Raw genomic sequence first — 14,583 nt, forward strand, 5'->3', positions numbered from 1 at the left:
TTGCAGATAGGATTAAAACTATTAGTTATTGATCAATTGATAAATGGCATTGGCAACTGATCCTCCGGCAGCAGCACTGGCAATAGCTGTGCCGTATGCAATTTGCCCACTCATCGGACCTCCGGCAACGTTAAGCCACCAGGTTGTAACTGCTGCACCCGCGCCAGTCGCAACATCAGTGGCACCAACACTTTTCCAGCTAAATCCTGGACCACCTGCTTGATCAACATTATTTTTAAGGCTCTGCGTCGAAAGTTTGCTATCATTAAGTAAAGCATTCCATTTATCAATGTTATCATGCCAATATTCGACAGTATTTTTAGCAATGGATGTTGAAACGAGAATAAGAGGTAATTCATTTTCAGATAAGTCCAATTTTGCACTTGCCTCTAAAGCATTGATTTGATTTTTTGTCTCTTCAAAGCTTGTTGACTCATCGGTCATTACAGACAAAAGCTTATCGAAAACCAATTTTTGATTTACTGATAAATGTGCCGCTAACGAATCCGAATAAAGCGCCGTTGGCTTTAAAGTTGTCGAATTAATTTTTTTACTGTGATTATTGCTAATAACTTTAAAATCGACATTCATAGATGAATTTATTGCGTTGATAACTTGCCCTTTTTCACCATTGGATGTAAGGCCGTTAAGGATCGAAGTTTTTACAAACATGGTAAGTTCAGGTTTAGATGAACTTAGTTTGTGATTAGTTTTCATCGTCAATAGAATGTTGTAAACGCTATCAACGGTACGATTGTGCAAAAGACCTATTTTGTCGTATTGCTTTTGATCAATTTTGGCAGGTGCAACGGCACCGCTATTTGATTTTTGACAAGCAGCCCATGTTAAAGACAAGGCTAAAATTACAGCAACGGCTGAAAATTTCCGTTTTGATTGTGAGATGATAAGGCTTAAAGATTTGAATTTCATTTTGTTTAGTTGTTTATATCTGCAGCGGCAAATTAGGAAATTTAAATCACAGAATTGTTACAATAATTGTTTAAAAGTTAAATCTTTTTAAGAAAATTATTCCATGAAATAATATTTGATGTAAAACATTGCTCTACAGTAAATTAAGTCGTGTAAGTAGATTGCCGATATATCAACGTCCTCGTTTCTTTTGCAGGTTTCGGGCTTTAATTGCTTGTTGCTGCCGGATGATTTTTTGCAGTTCAATTTGTTTTTCCGTCAAATGGTCTGTATCGGGTTTGCGGTTATCATTTGGCGGGATAATAGGTGATTGCGATTTATGACCCGAAACCTGCTGCCGTTGCTGTTCGTGCTGGTGGGCAAGTTCTTTATGGCGGTGGCCGTCATTCATTGCCCATTCTTCATTATAATTATTTAGCTGTTGTTCAAAGCGTCTGCCAATATCATCAGGCAGGTTTTCTTTTGAGCCAAAAGCGGCGGTGATTTCCTGCTGCTCTTTTTGCAGTTGCTGCCAAGCTTTGTCCCGCATCGCCTTGAAGTTTTCCAATTCGATTTGCTGCTGTTCGTAAAGTTCGGGCAATGTCATGGCGTAAATATTTGATCGAATGTAGCAGATTACTGCCACAATTGAAAAATTTACCGCTGATGCTTGCGTTGCCGCTGCCTTGCTTTTACCTGCGCTTGCTGTTCCTGTATCTTTTGCCGGGCGACTTCTTGCTGTATTTGTGCATCAACAACGCTTTGTTTGTTTGCTGCAAACTCTGCGGCGATTTTTTCTTTACGTTGCTGTTCTTCATCAACCGGCGGCGTTTCTTCTTTTGTAACGGCTTTAGTGTTGGCTTCGAACTTATTGAGGGTTTGCGCAAATTGCTGTGTTTTGGGATGGTCTGCTTTATTCGTATCTATTTTTAAGACATCTGTTCGATTATCGGCAAACGCTTGGGCAAGCTGTACCGTGCTTGGTTTAAGTTCGGGTTGTTGTTTCTCCCGTTTGCCGCCGCCGCTTGCCTGTTGCTCCCTGATTTGTTCGATTGCTTGCTTTTCAGTAATAAGCGTTTCGTGCCGCAACCGCGCCCTTACTTCTTTGGTTTTGACGTTTTCTAATTGCCGCAAAAGGTCAAAGGATCTTCCAGTGCCATCGACAACACGGAACGGTCGCTTGGGCGTACCCTGGGCAATGATATATCCATGGCGTTTTGCTGCGGCAATAAATGCTTTGCCATCGGGATGTTTAAGCCATAGGGCGGTAATATCTTCTTTAAGGGCGAAGCGTTGCAAATTGCGTTTTGGGGTTTGCTTATGACCCAATGCCAGTTCGATTTTACTTCGGGCATCACTCATTTTGAATTTGCTGTATTTGTTATCAATGATCTTGCCGGTTTCAGGGTTGTAACGCTCAAAAACCACATGCCCGTGGGTGCGGTCTTTTTTAGTGTGCAAGACGATTACACGCCGCTGGCCCTCAAAGCCCGTTTCGGCGGCCAATATATCGGCGGCTTTGTTCCAGCTATCGTAAGTCATGCTTTTATCCTCCCCATAGGCGGGGCTTAACTGGACATGTAAGAATGCTTTATCGCTTTTGGTGAGTTCGGCGCTTAGTTCCATGCCCATAATGGTTTGTTGCAAATACTCGGGCGAAGCATCTTCGATGCCGTCCACATCAAGGATATGGATTTCTTCATTTTCGCCCATGGCGAGAAGATAGCCATAAAGTTGACTGCCATTGCCCCGTATGTCGCCAGTAATAACCATTATTTCAAGATGTCCATAAGTTGCGCCGTAAGGTCGATAATATTATCAAAGGCAAGGTTTAAGCTGCTAAATGAAATGCCGCTTAAATCTTCGCTGTCCTGCCTGCGGTTAAGCGACCGGGCGATTTGGTTGTGGTTGCTGCCAACCTTGTTTAACGCTGCAAGAACTTTGAGCAATGCTTCACGATCTTGCGTCGGCACGGTACGGGTCGGCTTGGTGCCAGTCCCCAAGCTACGCAAATAAACACTCGGCTCTTGCCCGGCATCGTTAGCATTTTGCTCGATGCGTTCTCGTTCAAATGAATTTGCACGGACGCGAAACGTAAAGTCGCGTCTTTCCGCATCCGATTTTAGAGGTCGTGCCATGGTTTACAATTTACTTGTTGTTGTCTTAAGGGGGGTCAAGCGGGGGAGATTTTCTCCCCCCTTGCAAGAAAGGTTTGGAGCAAAATAACGATAGTTATTGTAGCTACAAACCACATCTTGCAACACTTCACTAATATACACGATTGTACGGAAATGTCAAGTATATCAGCAACTTAGCATCTATATATTATAATCGTTAGCAATGCATTACAACGTAGAGGCCATGAAAAGAAAAAATGATGCGAAGCAGTTTCTTTTGAAGCAAAACAAAACCACGTAGAATTACGGTTTTTTAAAAAAGGGTGTTTTCACCCTATACTATCATCCGCGATATTCTTTTATTGTCACCATTAAACTTAAACACGTTATGGCCGAAAATGACACTCCCGAACCTGAAGATAAGAATAAGCCTTCACTTCCTAAATTAAGAATTGACCTGTCCAATATTGACGGTTCGCAACCTTCCCGCATTCAACTCGGAAAAAATATCAGTTTTAATTTTGGCGATAAAATACAAGGGAAGCAAATAGCAAGCGATGAAAATTTAAACGATAATCCGCCTCCAACGCATAATAATGCCCCGCCCCGGCCACCGCATAATTTTATCGAGCCTAAAGAGCCTTTCCTTGCTAAAAGCTGGTTCCAAATCTATCCCGACGAATTAAAACGGCTGCTTGAGTTTAGAAAAAATCCCGAGTCTCGAAATCGCGCGGTCATTTTTATGATAGGCGTCTTGTTTACCATTATTTCGGTTGTTGGTGCCTTATGTGGTTTTATCAGGGCATATAACCGCTTTGGCCGTCCTTACGGCAAAGAACCAAATTTGCATCCGATGCACCCGGTAACGCGCGTGTCGATGGGCTTGGGTATCGTGGCTGCATGGGTAATAACGATTGTTATATTTATCGGCTATTATCTGCTTCTGAATGTTCTTGGTTATGGCCCAGTTGCTTTTATTGTTTATCTGGTGACTAACACCGTGTTGACGGGCGTTGCGATGGGCGCATTTTATGCATGGCAAAGGAAAGTTTACCGCCATATGGACGAAACCGAAAAATTTGGCTCGGCCCGGTTTGCGCAACCTCATGAATTATCCCCTTTTCAGAATATTGACGGGTATTACATCGGCAAAGATATGGCTTTCAAAGATAAAGGACATCTTTTGACAATAGCCGGAACGCGCGGCGGCAAAGGCACAAATATTATAATCCCTAATCTGTTAGGTGCAGGCACAATGGAAACGTCTTGGGTGGTGATTGATCCCAAAGGGGAAAACGCCGCTGTTACCGCCAGCTATCAGCGGAAGAAAGGGCAAAATGTTATCATTTTAAATCCCTGGGATCTGTTAGGCGACCATACAGGGCAAGCGCAAAATTATAACCCGCTTGATATGCTGGATATTACTTCTACGCATCTGGTGGACGATATACAAGTAATTTCTGAAATGATTGTGCCGGTTGACCAAAAGGCCGGTGATAAGTTTTGGACGGATTCGACCCGCACAGTTGTGTCCGGATTGCTGTTGCAGATTGTTATTTCACAACCAAAAGAAAAATGTACTTTAAAAACGCTGTGGGAGTGGGCGCGATTTGACGAGGAAGATTGGAATAAAACAGTCCAAGATATGTGCATCAGCTTACATCCTGTTCATGGGCTGAATATCAAAAACGCTGGCCTTGAAATTATGAAATTTCAGGCCGCTGGTGAAGAAACCTTTGGCGGTATCATGTCAAGCGTATTGCAAGCAACGGATTTTTTAAAGTCGCCAGCTTTGCAAAAATCCCTTGAAAGTGGTTTTGACCCTAAGATACTGGTTGAGGGTAAAACAACCGTCTATGTGATAATTCCCGCTGATAAGTTGAAGTCACATTATAGGTGGCTGCGTTTGGTGGTCACAAGTATGATGCGGGCGGTTATCCGTAAACCTAAAAACCGTGTCACGTTCTTGCTCGATGAATTTGCAGCCCTTGGCTATCTGCCGGAGATTGAAACGGCGCTTAGCACCTATGCCGGTTACAACATAACTGTCTGGCCGATCCTGCAATCGCTTATTCAGCTTCAAAACCTTTACAAAGAAAATTGGGAAACCTTTATCGCTAATTGTAACGTGCGGCAATACTTCACAATTAATGATAATTTTTCGGCGGAATACATCAGTAAAGCCATTGGTGAAACGTCTAATATTATCATGAAGAATGACGAAGCCACCGCCAATGCCAGGCGCCTGATAACAACCGACGAGTTACGCCGCGCATCCGGTAAGCAGATATTCATGTTTATCGGCGATCTGCCGCCAACATATGTTCCTAAAGTGCCCTATTATTTGGTGCCCGAATTGAGTGGAAGGGCTGATAGAAACCCTTATATAAATTAATTGTTAAAATATTCAAACATTTATATACTTTGCAGATTATAGTAACCTTTCACATGAAATCATTTACTGAAGACAATATACTTGAACTAACTGGCATTTTAGGTTTGCACAATACTAATGAAAAGCATAAAGGCTTTACTTATCAGCTTTATACGCCAGAAGGAAAAAAAGTTACTTCAACAGACTTTTCGCGGTATAAAAAATTTGTAGTTGATATACAAAGTCCCTATGTTATAAAAATGTATCGTTTGATCGATTTTGAAAAAAAAACAATAAACAATCTTAAACTGATTAGTTCTAAGATAGAACACGAGATCGGAAAAAAGAGTGTTAAATCACAAGTTAACTTTGGAATCCAATATGGGTTCACCACAATTGATTTGATAGCAGCCCGATCATATGAAAAAATTGATCTTGGAAATTTTAAGTTTTTATACGATGGTTATAAAAAGTGGGGTAAAATTGGTTTTTTAATGTGGGATATTAATGAACAATTTTTGTTCTCAACTTTAATGAGGAATGCAGAATTAGATTTTAAAGACTTAACCTCTTTATATACTAAGGCTCGAAGTGGTGAAGAACTTATACGAAAATTTCGTGGTCAGGACATTTGGAATAGTGACGGATTTACATGGAAAGGAAGGTTTCATATAAATAACAAATCTACCTGCTTTTCAATATTACATGACATCTAAAAATTAATTTGAGTACCGTAACCAATTAATTCCAATTTTTTTATTTCATTAGTTTGCTCAATTTCTGAATTTAAAGAATTAAAATCAGAAATTATTTGCTTGTCAAATTCGACGGTTTCATCTGTAAGCTTGTTTTCCCTATATGCATTTATCACCGATAATTTGTATAAAGCTTGTAAATCAGCTGGCGCTTCATCAAGGTTTTTTATTTTTTCATTTTTAATCATTGGAAAGCTCTTAATGCGAGAGTTTTTAACAACTTTTATATACAATCGTCTTGATTTAGATAATTTGTCTACAGTAGTTTTTCGTGATTGTCTGTTAGATATATTATATAACAAACTGTTTTTATTTGTAAGCGATGATTTATTACCATTATTATTAAGTCCTTGATTATTATTTTGAAAAATATTTTTGTTTTTTCCTTTAGACATTAATTAAATTTTTTTAGGTGAATTTATATAATAATAACATTGCCGTTTTTTAAAGTTTTCAACTTTTCCACGATTTGTTTAAAAAGCACGTAATGTTAAAAAATATTAAAATTAACAATTTAATTAATCTTTTGAAATTTTTTTATACGCAACAAAACATTAATGGTTGTGATTTGAAAAGTATTTATTGAGATCTTTAAAATCTTTGTAAAACCCCTCCATACTCGCCGTTTCAAATCCGTGCGGTTCTAAAGCTAACGCAATAGCATGCGTAGTTTGAAAACCGCTTTCATCGTTATCCAAAAATAAAAAAGCATACTTAATTTCTTTGCCTTTATTTATGATTTGTGTGGTTGCTTCACCTGCAAGCGAATTTGAATTTAAAACAAATGTGTGATTAATAGGATGCTTAACTTTCTTGATTTCAAGCCACGATAGAAAATCAAAAAATCCCTCAAATACATCTGCGCTATCTTTTTCGTTAGCAGGCTCAAAATAAGTGATGCCTTTCTGGCCAATACAATTTTTAAAGCTGGAGTCTTTGTGCGGGTTCGGTACGCTAAATTCATAACCGCATTTATCATTACCAAATAGAAACCCGTAATATTTTTTCTTTGTTTCATTGTCCATTACCTCGCCTTGTTTCAAGTATAAGGACGCAAGTTCAAAAGAAATGCGCCGCCGCACTAATTCTTCTTTAAGTCCAAAATGGGTAATACGATCTGAAATCTTTAAAATCTTGAAGCGCGTCTGCTGATTCTGTACGAATGGTTTTTCCTTGCGCTGCACCTGATGCAAGCTTCTCCCATGAAAACCACCTTGCTTAAGTTGTTCCAATTCCTTTAATGCCTCATGTAAAGATGTTCGACGGTCTTTATTATAGTAGTCGCACCAAAGGTCTAATATATCGCCGCCGCTACTCTTTGTATTTGTACCGCTATTAGTAAAGACACCCGGCTGCCCGAAGTCATGCCATTTATTGGCTTTGGTATCAATCTTAAATGAGGCGGTTTTTTCTTCAGGTCGAAAGGGTGATAAATACCACAAATTGCCCGTACGATCAGTATGCGAATATGTGCCACCAAGATGCTCGACAATGTATGCGATGGAAATTTGTTTAGCTTCGGTAATATTCATAATTGTTGCTCCGTAATGCAAGGTAAGAAGAAAGCCCCAAGGCGTAACTTGGGGCTTCGTGATACATTTTTAAAAAGCTATTTTATTGAAGCTTTACTGTAGTGTTCGATGATTTCATCTTTCCACCATCTATTAATTCTACTGCCAAGGTCTTTATGTGGCTTCGGAAAGTTTCCTGTTTTCCAGCGGTTTCGCAAAGCCTGTGTTTTGATACCCAATTCGCGCTGAATATCCATAGCCGTTAAACGTGGTGGCAAAGTTTCCAATCGTTTGATTTGTTCTTGGTTCTGCATTTGTTCTCCTTAAGGTTGCTGTTTGTTTTTTTGGTAATAGACCGTCGAGATAATCAGCATATTTCTGCATTAGCTTTATTCTCTCATCTAAATGTTTGGCCCGATCATATGTGCGCATCACTTCGCCTTTTGGAACATGCGCCAATTGCCTATCGGGTATGTGGACGTCGAATTTTAATTTTTCAGTACTAACGCCCATAAAAAGAGTTCTAAATCCGTGAGTTGTCATTATAGATTTGTAACCCAATCGCTCAAGTTCCGGCAAAAGTAATTTTTTCGAAACAGGGCGATTTTTTTTCGTTGGGCTGGGCAAAAGGTATTTTCTGTTTGCGCCATGTTCACTATCCAAGTCCAAAAGTATTTGTATAGCTTGCTTTGACAGTGGTATTAGATGGTCTCGTTTTAGTTTCCTTTGCTCTGCGGATTTTTTAACACGCTCTGATTTTAAAATCCAAATACCGTCGTCAAGATTAAACTCTGCACGTTCAGCATTTAATAACTCCATCGTTCGGCAAGCAAATAGCATCGCCAATTTTAATCCCTGATTTGCAAACTTTGCATTTTCTGGTGGTGGCGCATAAATTGCTTTTATAAAATCAGGTAATTGCTCCAATTCAATACAAGCAAAATGGTCTGTAATATATTTAGGCAATGCTGCTTTTATACCTATCGTTAAATCTTTGTCTAATCTCTCGGTTAGACCTGCAAACTCAAAAATCTGTTTGCAATAACCAAGTAACCGTTTACCAAGTTCCGGCGAACGAGTAGCCGCTTTTTGTAAGCACGCTAATATGACTTTTCGGGACAATTTGTTTATTGGGTAGTGGCCCAAGTCTAAAAAAAGATTGTCTTCAAGTCTGCGCAAAATTCGCGCAGCTTGTTTAAACGACCAATTATCAATATAGGTGGTGTGCCACTCTCTTGAAATCAGTTCAAAAGTTTGGGCATCATTGTATGTCGCTAAAAGCTTAGCCTCGCGCTTTACAACCGATGGATCGCTTCCGTCCCTTAAAAGTAGCTTAGCTTCATGCCGTTTAGTTCTCGCGTCTAATAGTGAAACGATAGGGTAGGCACCAAAGGATAAGGAGTTTTCCTTACCGTTAAATTTATAATCAAACCGCCAGTATTTTTTTCCGTTAGGATTTATGAACAGCCATAAGCCCTCACCGTCATTAAGTTTGTGTGGTTTGTGTTTAGACTTCGCATTTTTGCAGGATAATTCATTCAGAGGCATAAAGCTCTCCCTTCAATTCAGATGTTAAAAACTGGAAACTGTCAGGGATGCTCTACGCTGATTTTACCCCCTTTTTCACCCTTATTTGGATGATCTATAGGAAGTATAGGCATTTATTCCTAAATGTCAATCCGCTAATTATCTTTTTTAAAACAATTATTTAATGCATAACAATGCATAGCGAATAGTAATTTGGTAGCCCCGACCGGGGTTGAATAAATGTCTTTAAATCTTTGTAAAGCAAATACATCTTTTTTAGAAAAACCTATTTTACCCTCACAATTACCCTCTACCGCCTTTCAGCGTGTAAGAAACGTAACATAAAATTCGAAGATAAATCAAGAACGAACCTTTGAACTAATTAAATGAGGATATAAAAGATTTGAATTTTGATTAAACAAAAAAAATTGCTAAATTCAATTACATAAAAATAAATGAAAATGGAAAAATGGGCTGATTACCTGATTTCAGGTATTTGGATATCAGAAAACCCTAACTCACATGTATCTCATGTGTTTTTACATGAAGATACAGATGATGGATTTTCGCAAGGTGAAAAAACTTCTAAAGAATATGTTGTAAAACTTCTCAAAGCCAAGAAAACTGTAAAAACAATGGAATGGGATTATAAAAAAGCAGGTTGGGTTAAAGGCGCAGATGTTGGACATTTAAAAATTAACGATGTGTCGTATTTGCGAACACATAAAGACAATAAAGTCATAGACAATTTGCTTAATCTAATAAGGATGGATCACTTTTCATTTTAGTTATAGGTGAAAATTAGTATTCCCTTTTTTATAAATAAGTTATGACTTGGAATATTATTCCGGATATTGTTGAAAAGGCCATAATTCCTATAATAATTGGTTTCATAACTTACTTAATTTCAAAGAAGCAAATTGTTGGAACAGGTGTTACACAATTTCGTCAACGTTGGATCGATGAACTTCGAAAGGCCGTGACATTATACATTGCGAAAGCTGAAATGATTGCAATGATGGATCTTGACGATCAAAAAACATATTTTTCTCATTTTCAGGAGTTAGCTCAAATGCAATATCAAATTGAACTAATGCTTAACCCAGGAGAAGATGATCACATTAAAATAAATGTTATTGCGAAAAGTATAAGAAATATTGTCCACGATGAAAGTTTTAGTGATGAAATACTGGAGAAAATGCTTACCCAAAAAATTGAACAGCTTTTAAAAGCAACGAAATCTGTTTTGAAGACAGAGTGGCAGGTCGTAAAAAAGGGGCGCTAATTAATCTTAAATAGTAAATCGACAAATTAATCGCAAATATAGGAACCGTTAAATTCCATTGTATGGTATTTATCTTCGATGTTTCCGTTGTTGCTGTAGTTTTTTAATTTGCCTTTGCTGTTCAATGATTTTCTCGCGTTGAGCTTGTTGCATGCCTGCGACTACAGCTTGCATTATTTCGTTATCCTTGTTATCGGTCGAGATTAATTTTTCTACCATAGCGGGGTCAGTTTGCTGCATGTTATATGCGGCGTTAAAAGCGGTTGCTATTTGTTCATCTGTTGCCATGGTTTAGCTTTTACGGGCGTGTTTGTTTAGATACTCGCGTATGCTGTCAATGTTATAAAGGATTACTTTTTTGGTGGGCTGGGAGATTTCAATTTCGCCGTTATCGCGTAACTCTTGAAGCTTTGTTGTTTTCACGCCGAGCATTTCCATTGCCTTGTCGGGTAATATCCATTTTTCTTCTTTAATGTTATGCAGGGTTTTAATGTACTCGTATGATTTCTTGAGTAAATCAAAATAAGCATCTTCCTGAATGCAGATAACTTCCACTGTAAATAGATTTAGTTATCAACAAAGATATAAGAATAGGGGAGATATTAAAATGATGTTTGGGAACAGGAAACGAATGTTTCACCAATGTTTCACCCAAAAGAAAAAGGCAGTTAGTGTCTTTCGCCTAACTGCCTCATTTTCAAGTACTCAGAGCGGGAATCGAACCCGCACTCCTTTAACGGGAACAGGATTTTAAGTCCTGCGTGTCTACCAGTTCCACCATCTGAGCAGGCGATTAACCTTTTAACAATAAATCCCTCCGGTAAGGAAGGGATTGGAGCGAAAGACGAGATTCGAACTCGCGACCCCGACCTTGGCAAGGTCGTGCTCTACCAACTGAGCTACTTTCGCATTGGTATTTCCAACTTGGCATTCAGCTAAAGCCTTACTGCGTTTGCGGGAGTGCAAATATAGACAGAAATGAACGTTCTGCAAGTAATATTTAAAGTTTTTTAAAAGTTTTTTATAACTCGCTGTTTTTCAAAACTTCAGCAGTTAGGTCTGTTTCAAAACCGCGGCTTAAAGCGTACTGCTGCAGTTTATACCTGCGTTTGTACGGGTCTTTCTCTGCCAACGTAGCTACTTTTTTTTCTATCAAACGCGTTAGGGTATCCATATAATCGCTGGCGTCTATTTGCAAAAGCGCCTTTTTTATCAACACGGGCGATACATTTTTCTGTTTCAGTCCCTGCTTTATCTTTATTCTGCCCCAGCCCTTTTGGTTAAACTTACCTTTTGTATAGGCTTTGGCAAAGCGTTCTTCATTTAGATAATTCTCTTCTATCAAACGGGTGATGATGTTCTCCACCGCATCCGTCCACAACCCCAGATCGTAAAGTTTGTTGCGCACTTCCTGCTGCGACCGCTCCTGGTAAGCGCAGTAATGTTCGGCCTTTTTCATGGCTACATTTACGTCGGTAATTTTTACTTTTTTAGGGGCGTCCATTAAAACCAAAAATCGTCAAAAATTCTTCTATTCATATAAATATAAGCAAATTCGTGTCATGCAAAATTCGTACACTATAAACGATATAAAACAAATTACAAATGCCACCGGGGACATTGTTGGCGATGCTACCATAAGTGTGTTGCTTACCGATAGCCGGCGGGTAAACAACCCCGATTGCTCTTTGTTTTTTGCATTGCCCGGGCGGCGCGACGGGCACGAATTTATTGCTGATACCTACACTGCCGGCGTCCGTAATTTTGTAGTGAACCACCAACCCGATACTATTATGCCAGATGCCAATTTCCTGGTAGTGGCAGATGTATTGAAGGCTCTACAGGCGCTTGCCGCTTATCACCGTAAACAGTTTAGTTTGGATGTCATTGGTATCACCGGTAGCAATGGCAAAACCATTGTGAAGGAGTGGCTTTACCAACTCATGAATCCCGAGAGAAGTATTGTGCGCAACCCAAAAAGTTATAACTCGCAAATTGGGGTGCCGCTTTCTGTATGGCAAATTAACGAAACGCATAACCTGGGTATTTTTGAGGCAGGCATCTCCGTGTCCGGCGAAATGGATAAATTGGAAATGATTATTCAGCCTACCATCGGCGTGCTTACCCACATTGGCACCGCGCACGATGAGGGCTTTGAAACACCCGAAGACAAGCTAACCGAAAAGCTTAAACTATTTAAAGAATGCAAGCAGATAATATACAATTACGAAGCCTTGCTTGATCACCGGGAGGACCTAAAAAGCCGAGAGTGTTTTGCGTGGAGCCGCAAATTTAATCTTGCCGACCTTTACGTGTTCAGCGAAACCACTATACAAGGCAAATATTATATGCGGGCCATCTACAAAGAACAGGAGATAGAATGCCTGGTGCCTTTTCGCGATGAGGCATCAATAGAGAATACTATAGTTTGCTGGGCCACCATGCTGGCCATGGATTATAGCCCAGAAGATGCGGACGAACGTATCGAGCGCCTTGCTCCTGTAAGCATGCGCCTGGAATTAAAACATGGCATAAATGATTGCTCTATTATTGATGATTCGTACAACTCAGATATTCAATCTTTGGAGATCGCGCTTAACTTTTTAAACCAGCAAAACCAACATCAAAAGAGAACATTGATCCTGTCCGATATTTATCAATCAGGTTTGCAGCAGGAGGCATTGTACAAACAGGTTGCTCAGATGATAAACGGCAAACAGGTAGACCGTTTTATAGGCGTGGGCACGTTTTTACAGGAGCATAAATCGCTTTTTAACGTTCCTCAAATTCATTTTTATGCCGATACATCGTCGTTGTTGAAAGATCTGAGTAAACTGCACCTGCACGAAGAAACCATTCTGATCAAAGGCTCGCGCAGTTTCGAATTTGAGAAAATAAGCCGTGCGCTGGTACAAAAAGCACATGAAACAGTATTGGAGATAAACCTAAATACCTTACTTAGCAACCTCAACTTTTACAAAGCAAAGTTGGAACCGGGAGTAAAGATCATGGCGATGGTAAAAGCTTTTTCGTATGGGAGTGGTACTTTTGAGGTAGCTAACATGCTGCAATACAACAAAGTAGATTATTTGGCCGTAGCTTATACGGACGAAGGTATCGCACTTCGCGAAACTGGCATAACATTGCCTATTATGGTGCTTAACCCCGAGCCTTTGGCTTATGATAAAATGGTAGTCAATAAGTTAGAGCCTGCCATATATAGTTTTACCTTACTGGACGAGTTTGTAAAATTTGCGCAGGAAGAGGACGTGCTGAACTACCCCATCCACCTAAAAATAGATAGCGGCATGCACAGGGTAGGTTTCGAAGCCTTTGAAGTGGAAGCGCTGTGCGACCTGCTGGAGATAAACCCGTACATCCGTGTACAATCCGTTTACTCGCATTTTGTAGCGAGCGACAATGAGCTGCACGATATGTTTACCATGCAGCAGATCCAGATCTTCGAGACGGCTTATAAGCAGATAGAAGAGGCCTTGGGCTATTCCGTTATCAAACACATTAGCAATACATCCGGCATCAGTCGCTGGCCAAACGCGCGTTACGATATGGTAAGGCTTGGCATTGGCCTGTACGGGGTAGATGCGGCTGTACCACGCGGAGAAAGCGGTTTACAACCCGTGGCTACTTTAAAAACTACCGTATCGCAGGTTAAGAGGGTACCCGCTGCGGAAACCGTTAGCTACAACCGTAGTGGCAGTTTAAAGGACGATGGTAAAATTGCCACGGTGCGCATAGGTTACGCTGATGGTTACGTGCGTGCCTTTGGTAATGGTGTTGGCAAAATGCTGGTGAACGGTACCCTGGTGCCGACTGTAGGCAACATCACCATGGATATGTGTATGCTTGATGTAAGCAACGTAGAAGTTAAAGAAGGCGACGAAGTTATTGTGTTTAATCAACAGCAAAGGATAGAAGACCTTGCCCAGCAAATAGGCACCATCCCTTATGAAATACTAACAAACATTTCGCAACGCGTAAAAAGAGTGTACTTTTACGAATAGATGTGCAAATTTGATGGTTTAGATGTGCAGATAAAAACACCTTTGAAATCACTCATTCACTCTCCCGATAGTTATCAGGACAC

General features: G+C 39.9%; 15 protein-coding genes and 2 tRNA genes. 5 read left to right on the forward strand and 12 right to left on the reverse strand.

What is annotated here, in order from left to right:
* Nucleotides 1-21 precede the first annotated feature (21 nt).
* From ACVW0P_RS03300 to ACVW0P_RS03315, 4 genes are all read right to left on the reverse strand, one after another.
* Nucleotides 22-930, reverse strand: a complete 909-nt coding sequence (locus tag ACVW0P_RS03300; protein WP_457130813.1) for a hypothetical protein — start codon at nt 928-930, stop codon at nt 22-24.
* Between the two features lie 172 nt (nt 931-1,102).
* A complete protein-coding gene (locus tag ACVW0P_RS03305; RefSeq protein ID WP_457130814.1) occupies nt 1,103-1,516 on the reverse strand; it encodes a hypothetical protein in 414 nt (137 codons plus the stop codon).
* Nucleotides 1,517-1,566: 50 nt separating this feature from the next.
* Nucleotides 1,567-2,622, reverse strand: coding sequence for a relaxase/mobilization nuclease domain-containing protein (locus ACVW0P_RS03310; protein WP_457130815.1), 1,056 nt, complete (start codon nt 2,620-2,622; stop codon nt 1,567-1,569).
* 59 nt (nt 2,623-2,681) lie between these two features.
* Nucleotides 2,682-3,047 (reverse strand): plasmid mobilization protein, encoded by a 366-nt coding sequence (locus tag ACVW0P_RS03315; protein WP_457130816.1) that lies wholly within the window; start codon nt 3,045-3,047, stop codon nt 2,682-2,684.
* 367 nt (nt 3,048-3,414) lie between these two features.
* On the opposite strand from ACVW0P_RS03315, the gene ACVW0P_RS03320 reads away from it, so the two are divergent.
* Entirely contained in the window at nt 3,415-5,421 is a 2,007-nt protein-coding gene (locus ACVW0P_RS03320; RefSeq protein WP_457130817.1) for a type IV secretory system conjugative DNA transfer family protein, read from the forward strand.
* 53 nt (nt 5,422-5,474) lie between these two features.
* The gene (locus ACVW0P_RS03325) at nt 5,475-6,116 is read left to right on the forward strand and encodes a hypothetical protein (protein WP_457130818.1); all 642 of its coding nucleotides are present in this window, start codon (nt 5,475-5,477) and stop codon (nt 6,114-6,116) included.
* On the opposite strand, the gene ACVW0P_RS03330 is transcribed toward ACVW0P_RS03325, so the two are convergent.
* The 3 genes from ACVW0P_RS03330 to ACVW0P_RS03340 form a co-directional block, all read right to left on the reverse strand.
* The gene (locus ACVW0P_RS03330; protein WP_457130819.1) at nt 6,113-6,550 is read right to left on the reverse strand and encodes a hypothetical protein; all 438 of its coding nucleotides are present in this window, start codon (nt 6,548-6,550) and stop codon (nt 6,113-6,115) included. The two genes, ACVW0P_RS03325 and ACVW0P_RS03330, sit on opposite strands and share 4 nt — an antisense overlap.
* A 159-nt stretch (nt 6,551-6,709) precedes the next feature.
* Entirely contained in the window at nt 6,710-7,687 is a 978-nt protein-coding gene (locus ACVW0P_RS03335) for a toprim domain-containing protein (protein ID WP_457130820.1), read from the reverse strand.
* Nucleotides 7,688-7,840: 153 nt separating this feature from the next.
* The gene (locus ACVW0P_RS03340) at nt 7,841-9,214 is read right to left on the reverse strand and encodes a tyrosine-type recombinase/integrase (protein ID WP_457130821.1); all 1,374 of its coding nucleotides are present in this window, start codon (nt 9,212-9,214) and stop codon (nt 7,841-7,843) included.
* Between the two features lie 434 nt (nt 9,215-9,648).
* Here ACVW0P_RS03340 and ACVW0P_RS03345 point away from each other — a divergent pair, with 434 nt between their 5' ends.
* Nucleotides 9,649-9,981: a DUF3892 domain-containing protein gene (locus ACVW0P_RS03345; protein ID WP_457130822.1), complete on the forward strand. Its 333-nt coding sequence runs from the start codon at nt 9,649-9,651 to the stop codon at nt 9,979-9,981.
* A gap of 41 nt (nt 9,982-10,022) precedes the next feature.
* Nucleotides 10,023-10,478 carry a hypothetical protein gene (locus ACVW0P_RS03350; RefSeq protein ID WP_457130823.1) on the forward strand — a complete coding sequence of 152 codons (456 nt, stop codon included), beginning with the start codon at nt 10,023-10,025 and terminating at the stop codon, nt 10,476-10,478.
* Between the two features lie 69 nt (nt 10,479-10,547).
* Here the strand turns inward: ACVW0P_RS03350 and ACVW0P_RS03355 are convergent, their stop codons facing one another.
* From ACVW0P_RS03355 to ACVW0P_RS03375, 5 genes are all read right to left on the reverse strand, one after another.
* The gene (locus ACVW0P_RS03355) at nt 10,548-10,766 is read right to left on the reverse strand and encodes a hypothetical protein (protein WP_457130824.1); all 219 of its coding nucleotides are present in this window, start codon (nt 10,764-10,766) and stop codon (nt 10,548-10,550) included.
* A 3-nt stretch (nt 10,767-10,769) separates the two neighbouring features.
* On the reverse strand, nt 10,770-11,033 hold the full coding sequence (locus tag ACVW0P_RS03360) for a helix-turn-helix domain-containing protein (protein ID WP_457130825.1): 264 nt from the start codon (nt 11,031-11,033) through the stop codon (nt 10,770-10,772).
* Between the two features lie 147 nt (nt 11,034-11,180).
* Nucleotides 11,181-11,265 (reverse strand) — tRNA-Leu (locus tag ACVW0P_RS03365).
* Nucleotides 11,266-11,311: 46 nt separating this feature from the next.
* Nucleotides 11,312-11,387: transfer RNA gene (locus ACVW0P_RS03370), tRNA-Gly, on the reverse strand.
* Between the two features lie 112 nt (nt 11,388-11,499).
* Nucleotides 11,500-11,982: a regulatory protein RecX gene (locus ACVW0P_RS03375; RefSeq protein ID WP_457130826.1), complete on the reverse strand. Its 483-nt coding sequence runs from the start codon at nt 11,980-11,982 to the stop codon at nt 11,500-11,502.
* Nucleotides 11,983-12,040: 58 nt separating this feature from the next.
* On the opposite strand from ACVW0P_RS03375, the gene ACVW0P_RS03380 reads away from it, so the two are divergent.
* On the forward strand, nt 12,041-14,500 hold the full coding sequence (locus ACVW0P_RS03380; protein WP_457130827.1) for a bifunctional UDP-N-acetylmuramoyl-tripeptide:D-alanyl-D-alanine ligase/alanine racemase: 2,460 nt from the start codon (nt 12,041-12,043) through the stop codon (nt 14,498-14,500).
* Nucleotides 14,501-14,583 lie beyond the last annotated feature (83 nt).

The organism is Mucilaginibacter sp. UYNi724 (genome assembly GCF_054057495.1).

Coding starts and splice junctions, on each gene's coding strand:
- ACVW0P_RS03355 (WP_457130824.1), bottom strand. CDS start 10,766: ATGGCAACAGATGAACAAATAGCAACCGCTTTTAACGCCGCATATAAC.
- ACVW0P_RS03375 (WP_457130826.1), bottom strand. CDS start 11,982: ATGGACGCCCCTAAAAAAGTAAAAATTACCGACGTAAATGTAGCCATG.
- ACVW0P_RS03300 (WP_457130813.1), bottom strand. CDS start 930: ATGAAATTCAAATCTTTAAGCCTTATCATCTCACAATCAAAACGGAAA.
- ACVW0P_RS03330 (WP_457130819.1), bottom strand. CDS start 6,550: ATGTCTAAAGGAAAAAACAAAAATATTTTTCAAAATAATAATCAAGGA.
- ACVW0P_RS03320 (WP_457130817.1), top strand. CDS start 3,415: ATGGCCGAAAATGACACTCCCGAACCTGAAGATAAGAATAAGCCTTCA.
- ACVW0P_RS03305 (WP_457130814.1), bottom strand. CDS start 1,516: ATGACATTGCCCGAACTTTACGAACAGCAGCAAATCGAATTGGAAAAC.
- ACVW0P_RS03315 (WP_457130816.1), bottom strand. CDS start 3,047: ATGGCACGACCTCTAAAATCGGATGCGGAAAGACGCGACTTTACGTTT.
- ACVW0P_RS03350 (WP_457130823.1), top strand. CDS start 10,023: ATGACTTGGAATATTATTCCGGATATTGTTGAAAAGGCCATAATTCCT.
- ACVW0P_RS03325 (WP_457130818.1), top strand. CDS start 5,475: ATGAAATCATTTACTGAAGACAATATACTTGAACTAACTGGCATTTTA.
- ACVW0P_RS03340 (WP_457130821.1), bottom strand. CDS start 9,214: ATGCCTCTGAATGAATTATCCTGCAAAAATGCGAAGTCTAAACACAAA.
- ACVW0P_RS03345 (WP_457130822.1), top strand. CDS start 9,649: ATGAAAATGGAAAAATGGGCTGATTACCTGATTTCAGGTATTTGGATA.
- ACVW0P_RS03380 (WP_457130827.1), top strand. CDS start 12,041: ATGCAAAATTCGTACACTATAAACGATATAAAACAAATTACAAATGCC.
- ACVW0P_RS03310 (WP_457130815.1), bottom strand. CDS start 2,622: ATGGGCGAAAATGAAGAAATCCATATCCTTGATGTGGACGGCATCGAA.
- ACVW0P_RS03335 (WP_457130820.1), bottom strand. CDS start 7,687: ATGAATATTACCGAAGCTAAACAAATTTCCATCGCATACATTGTCGAG.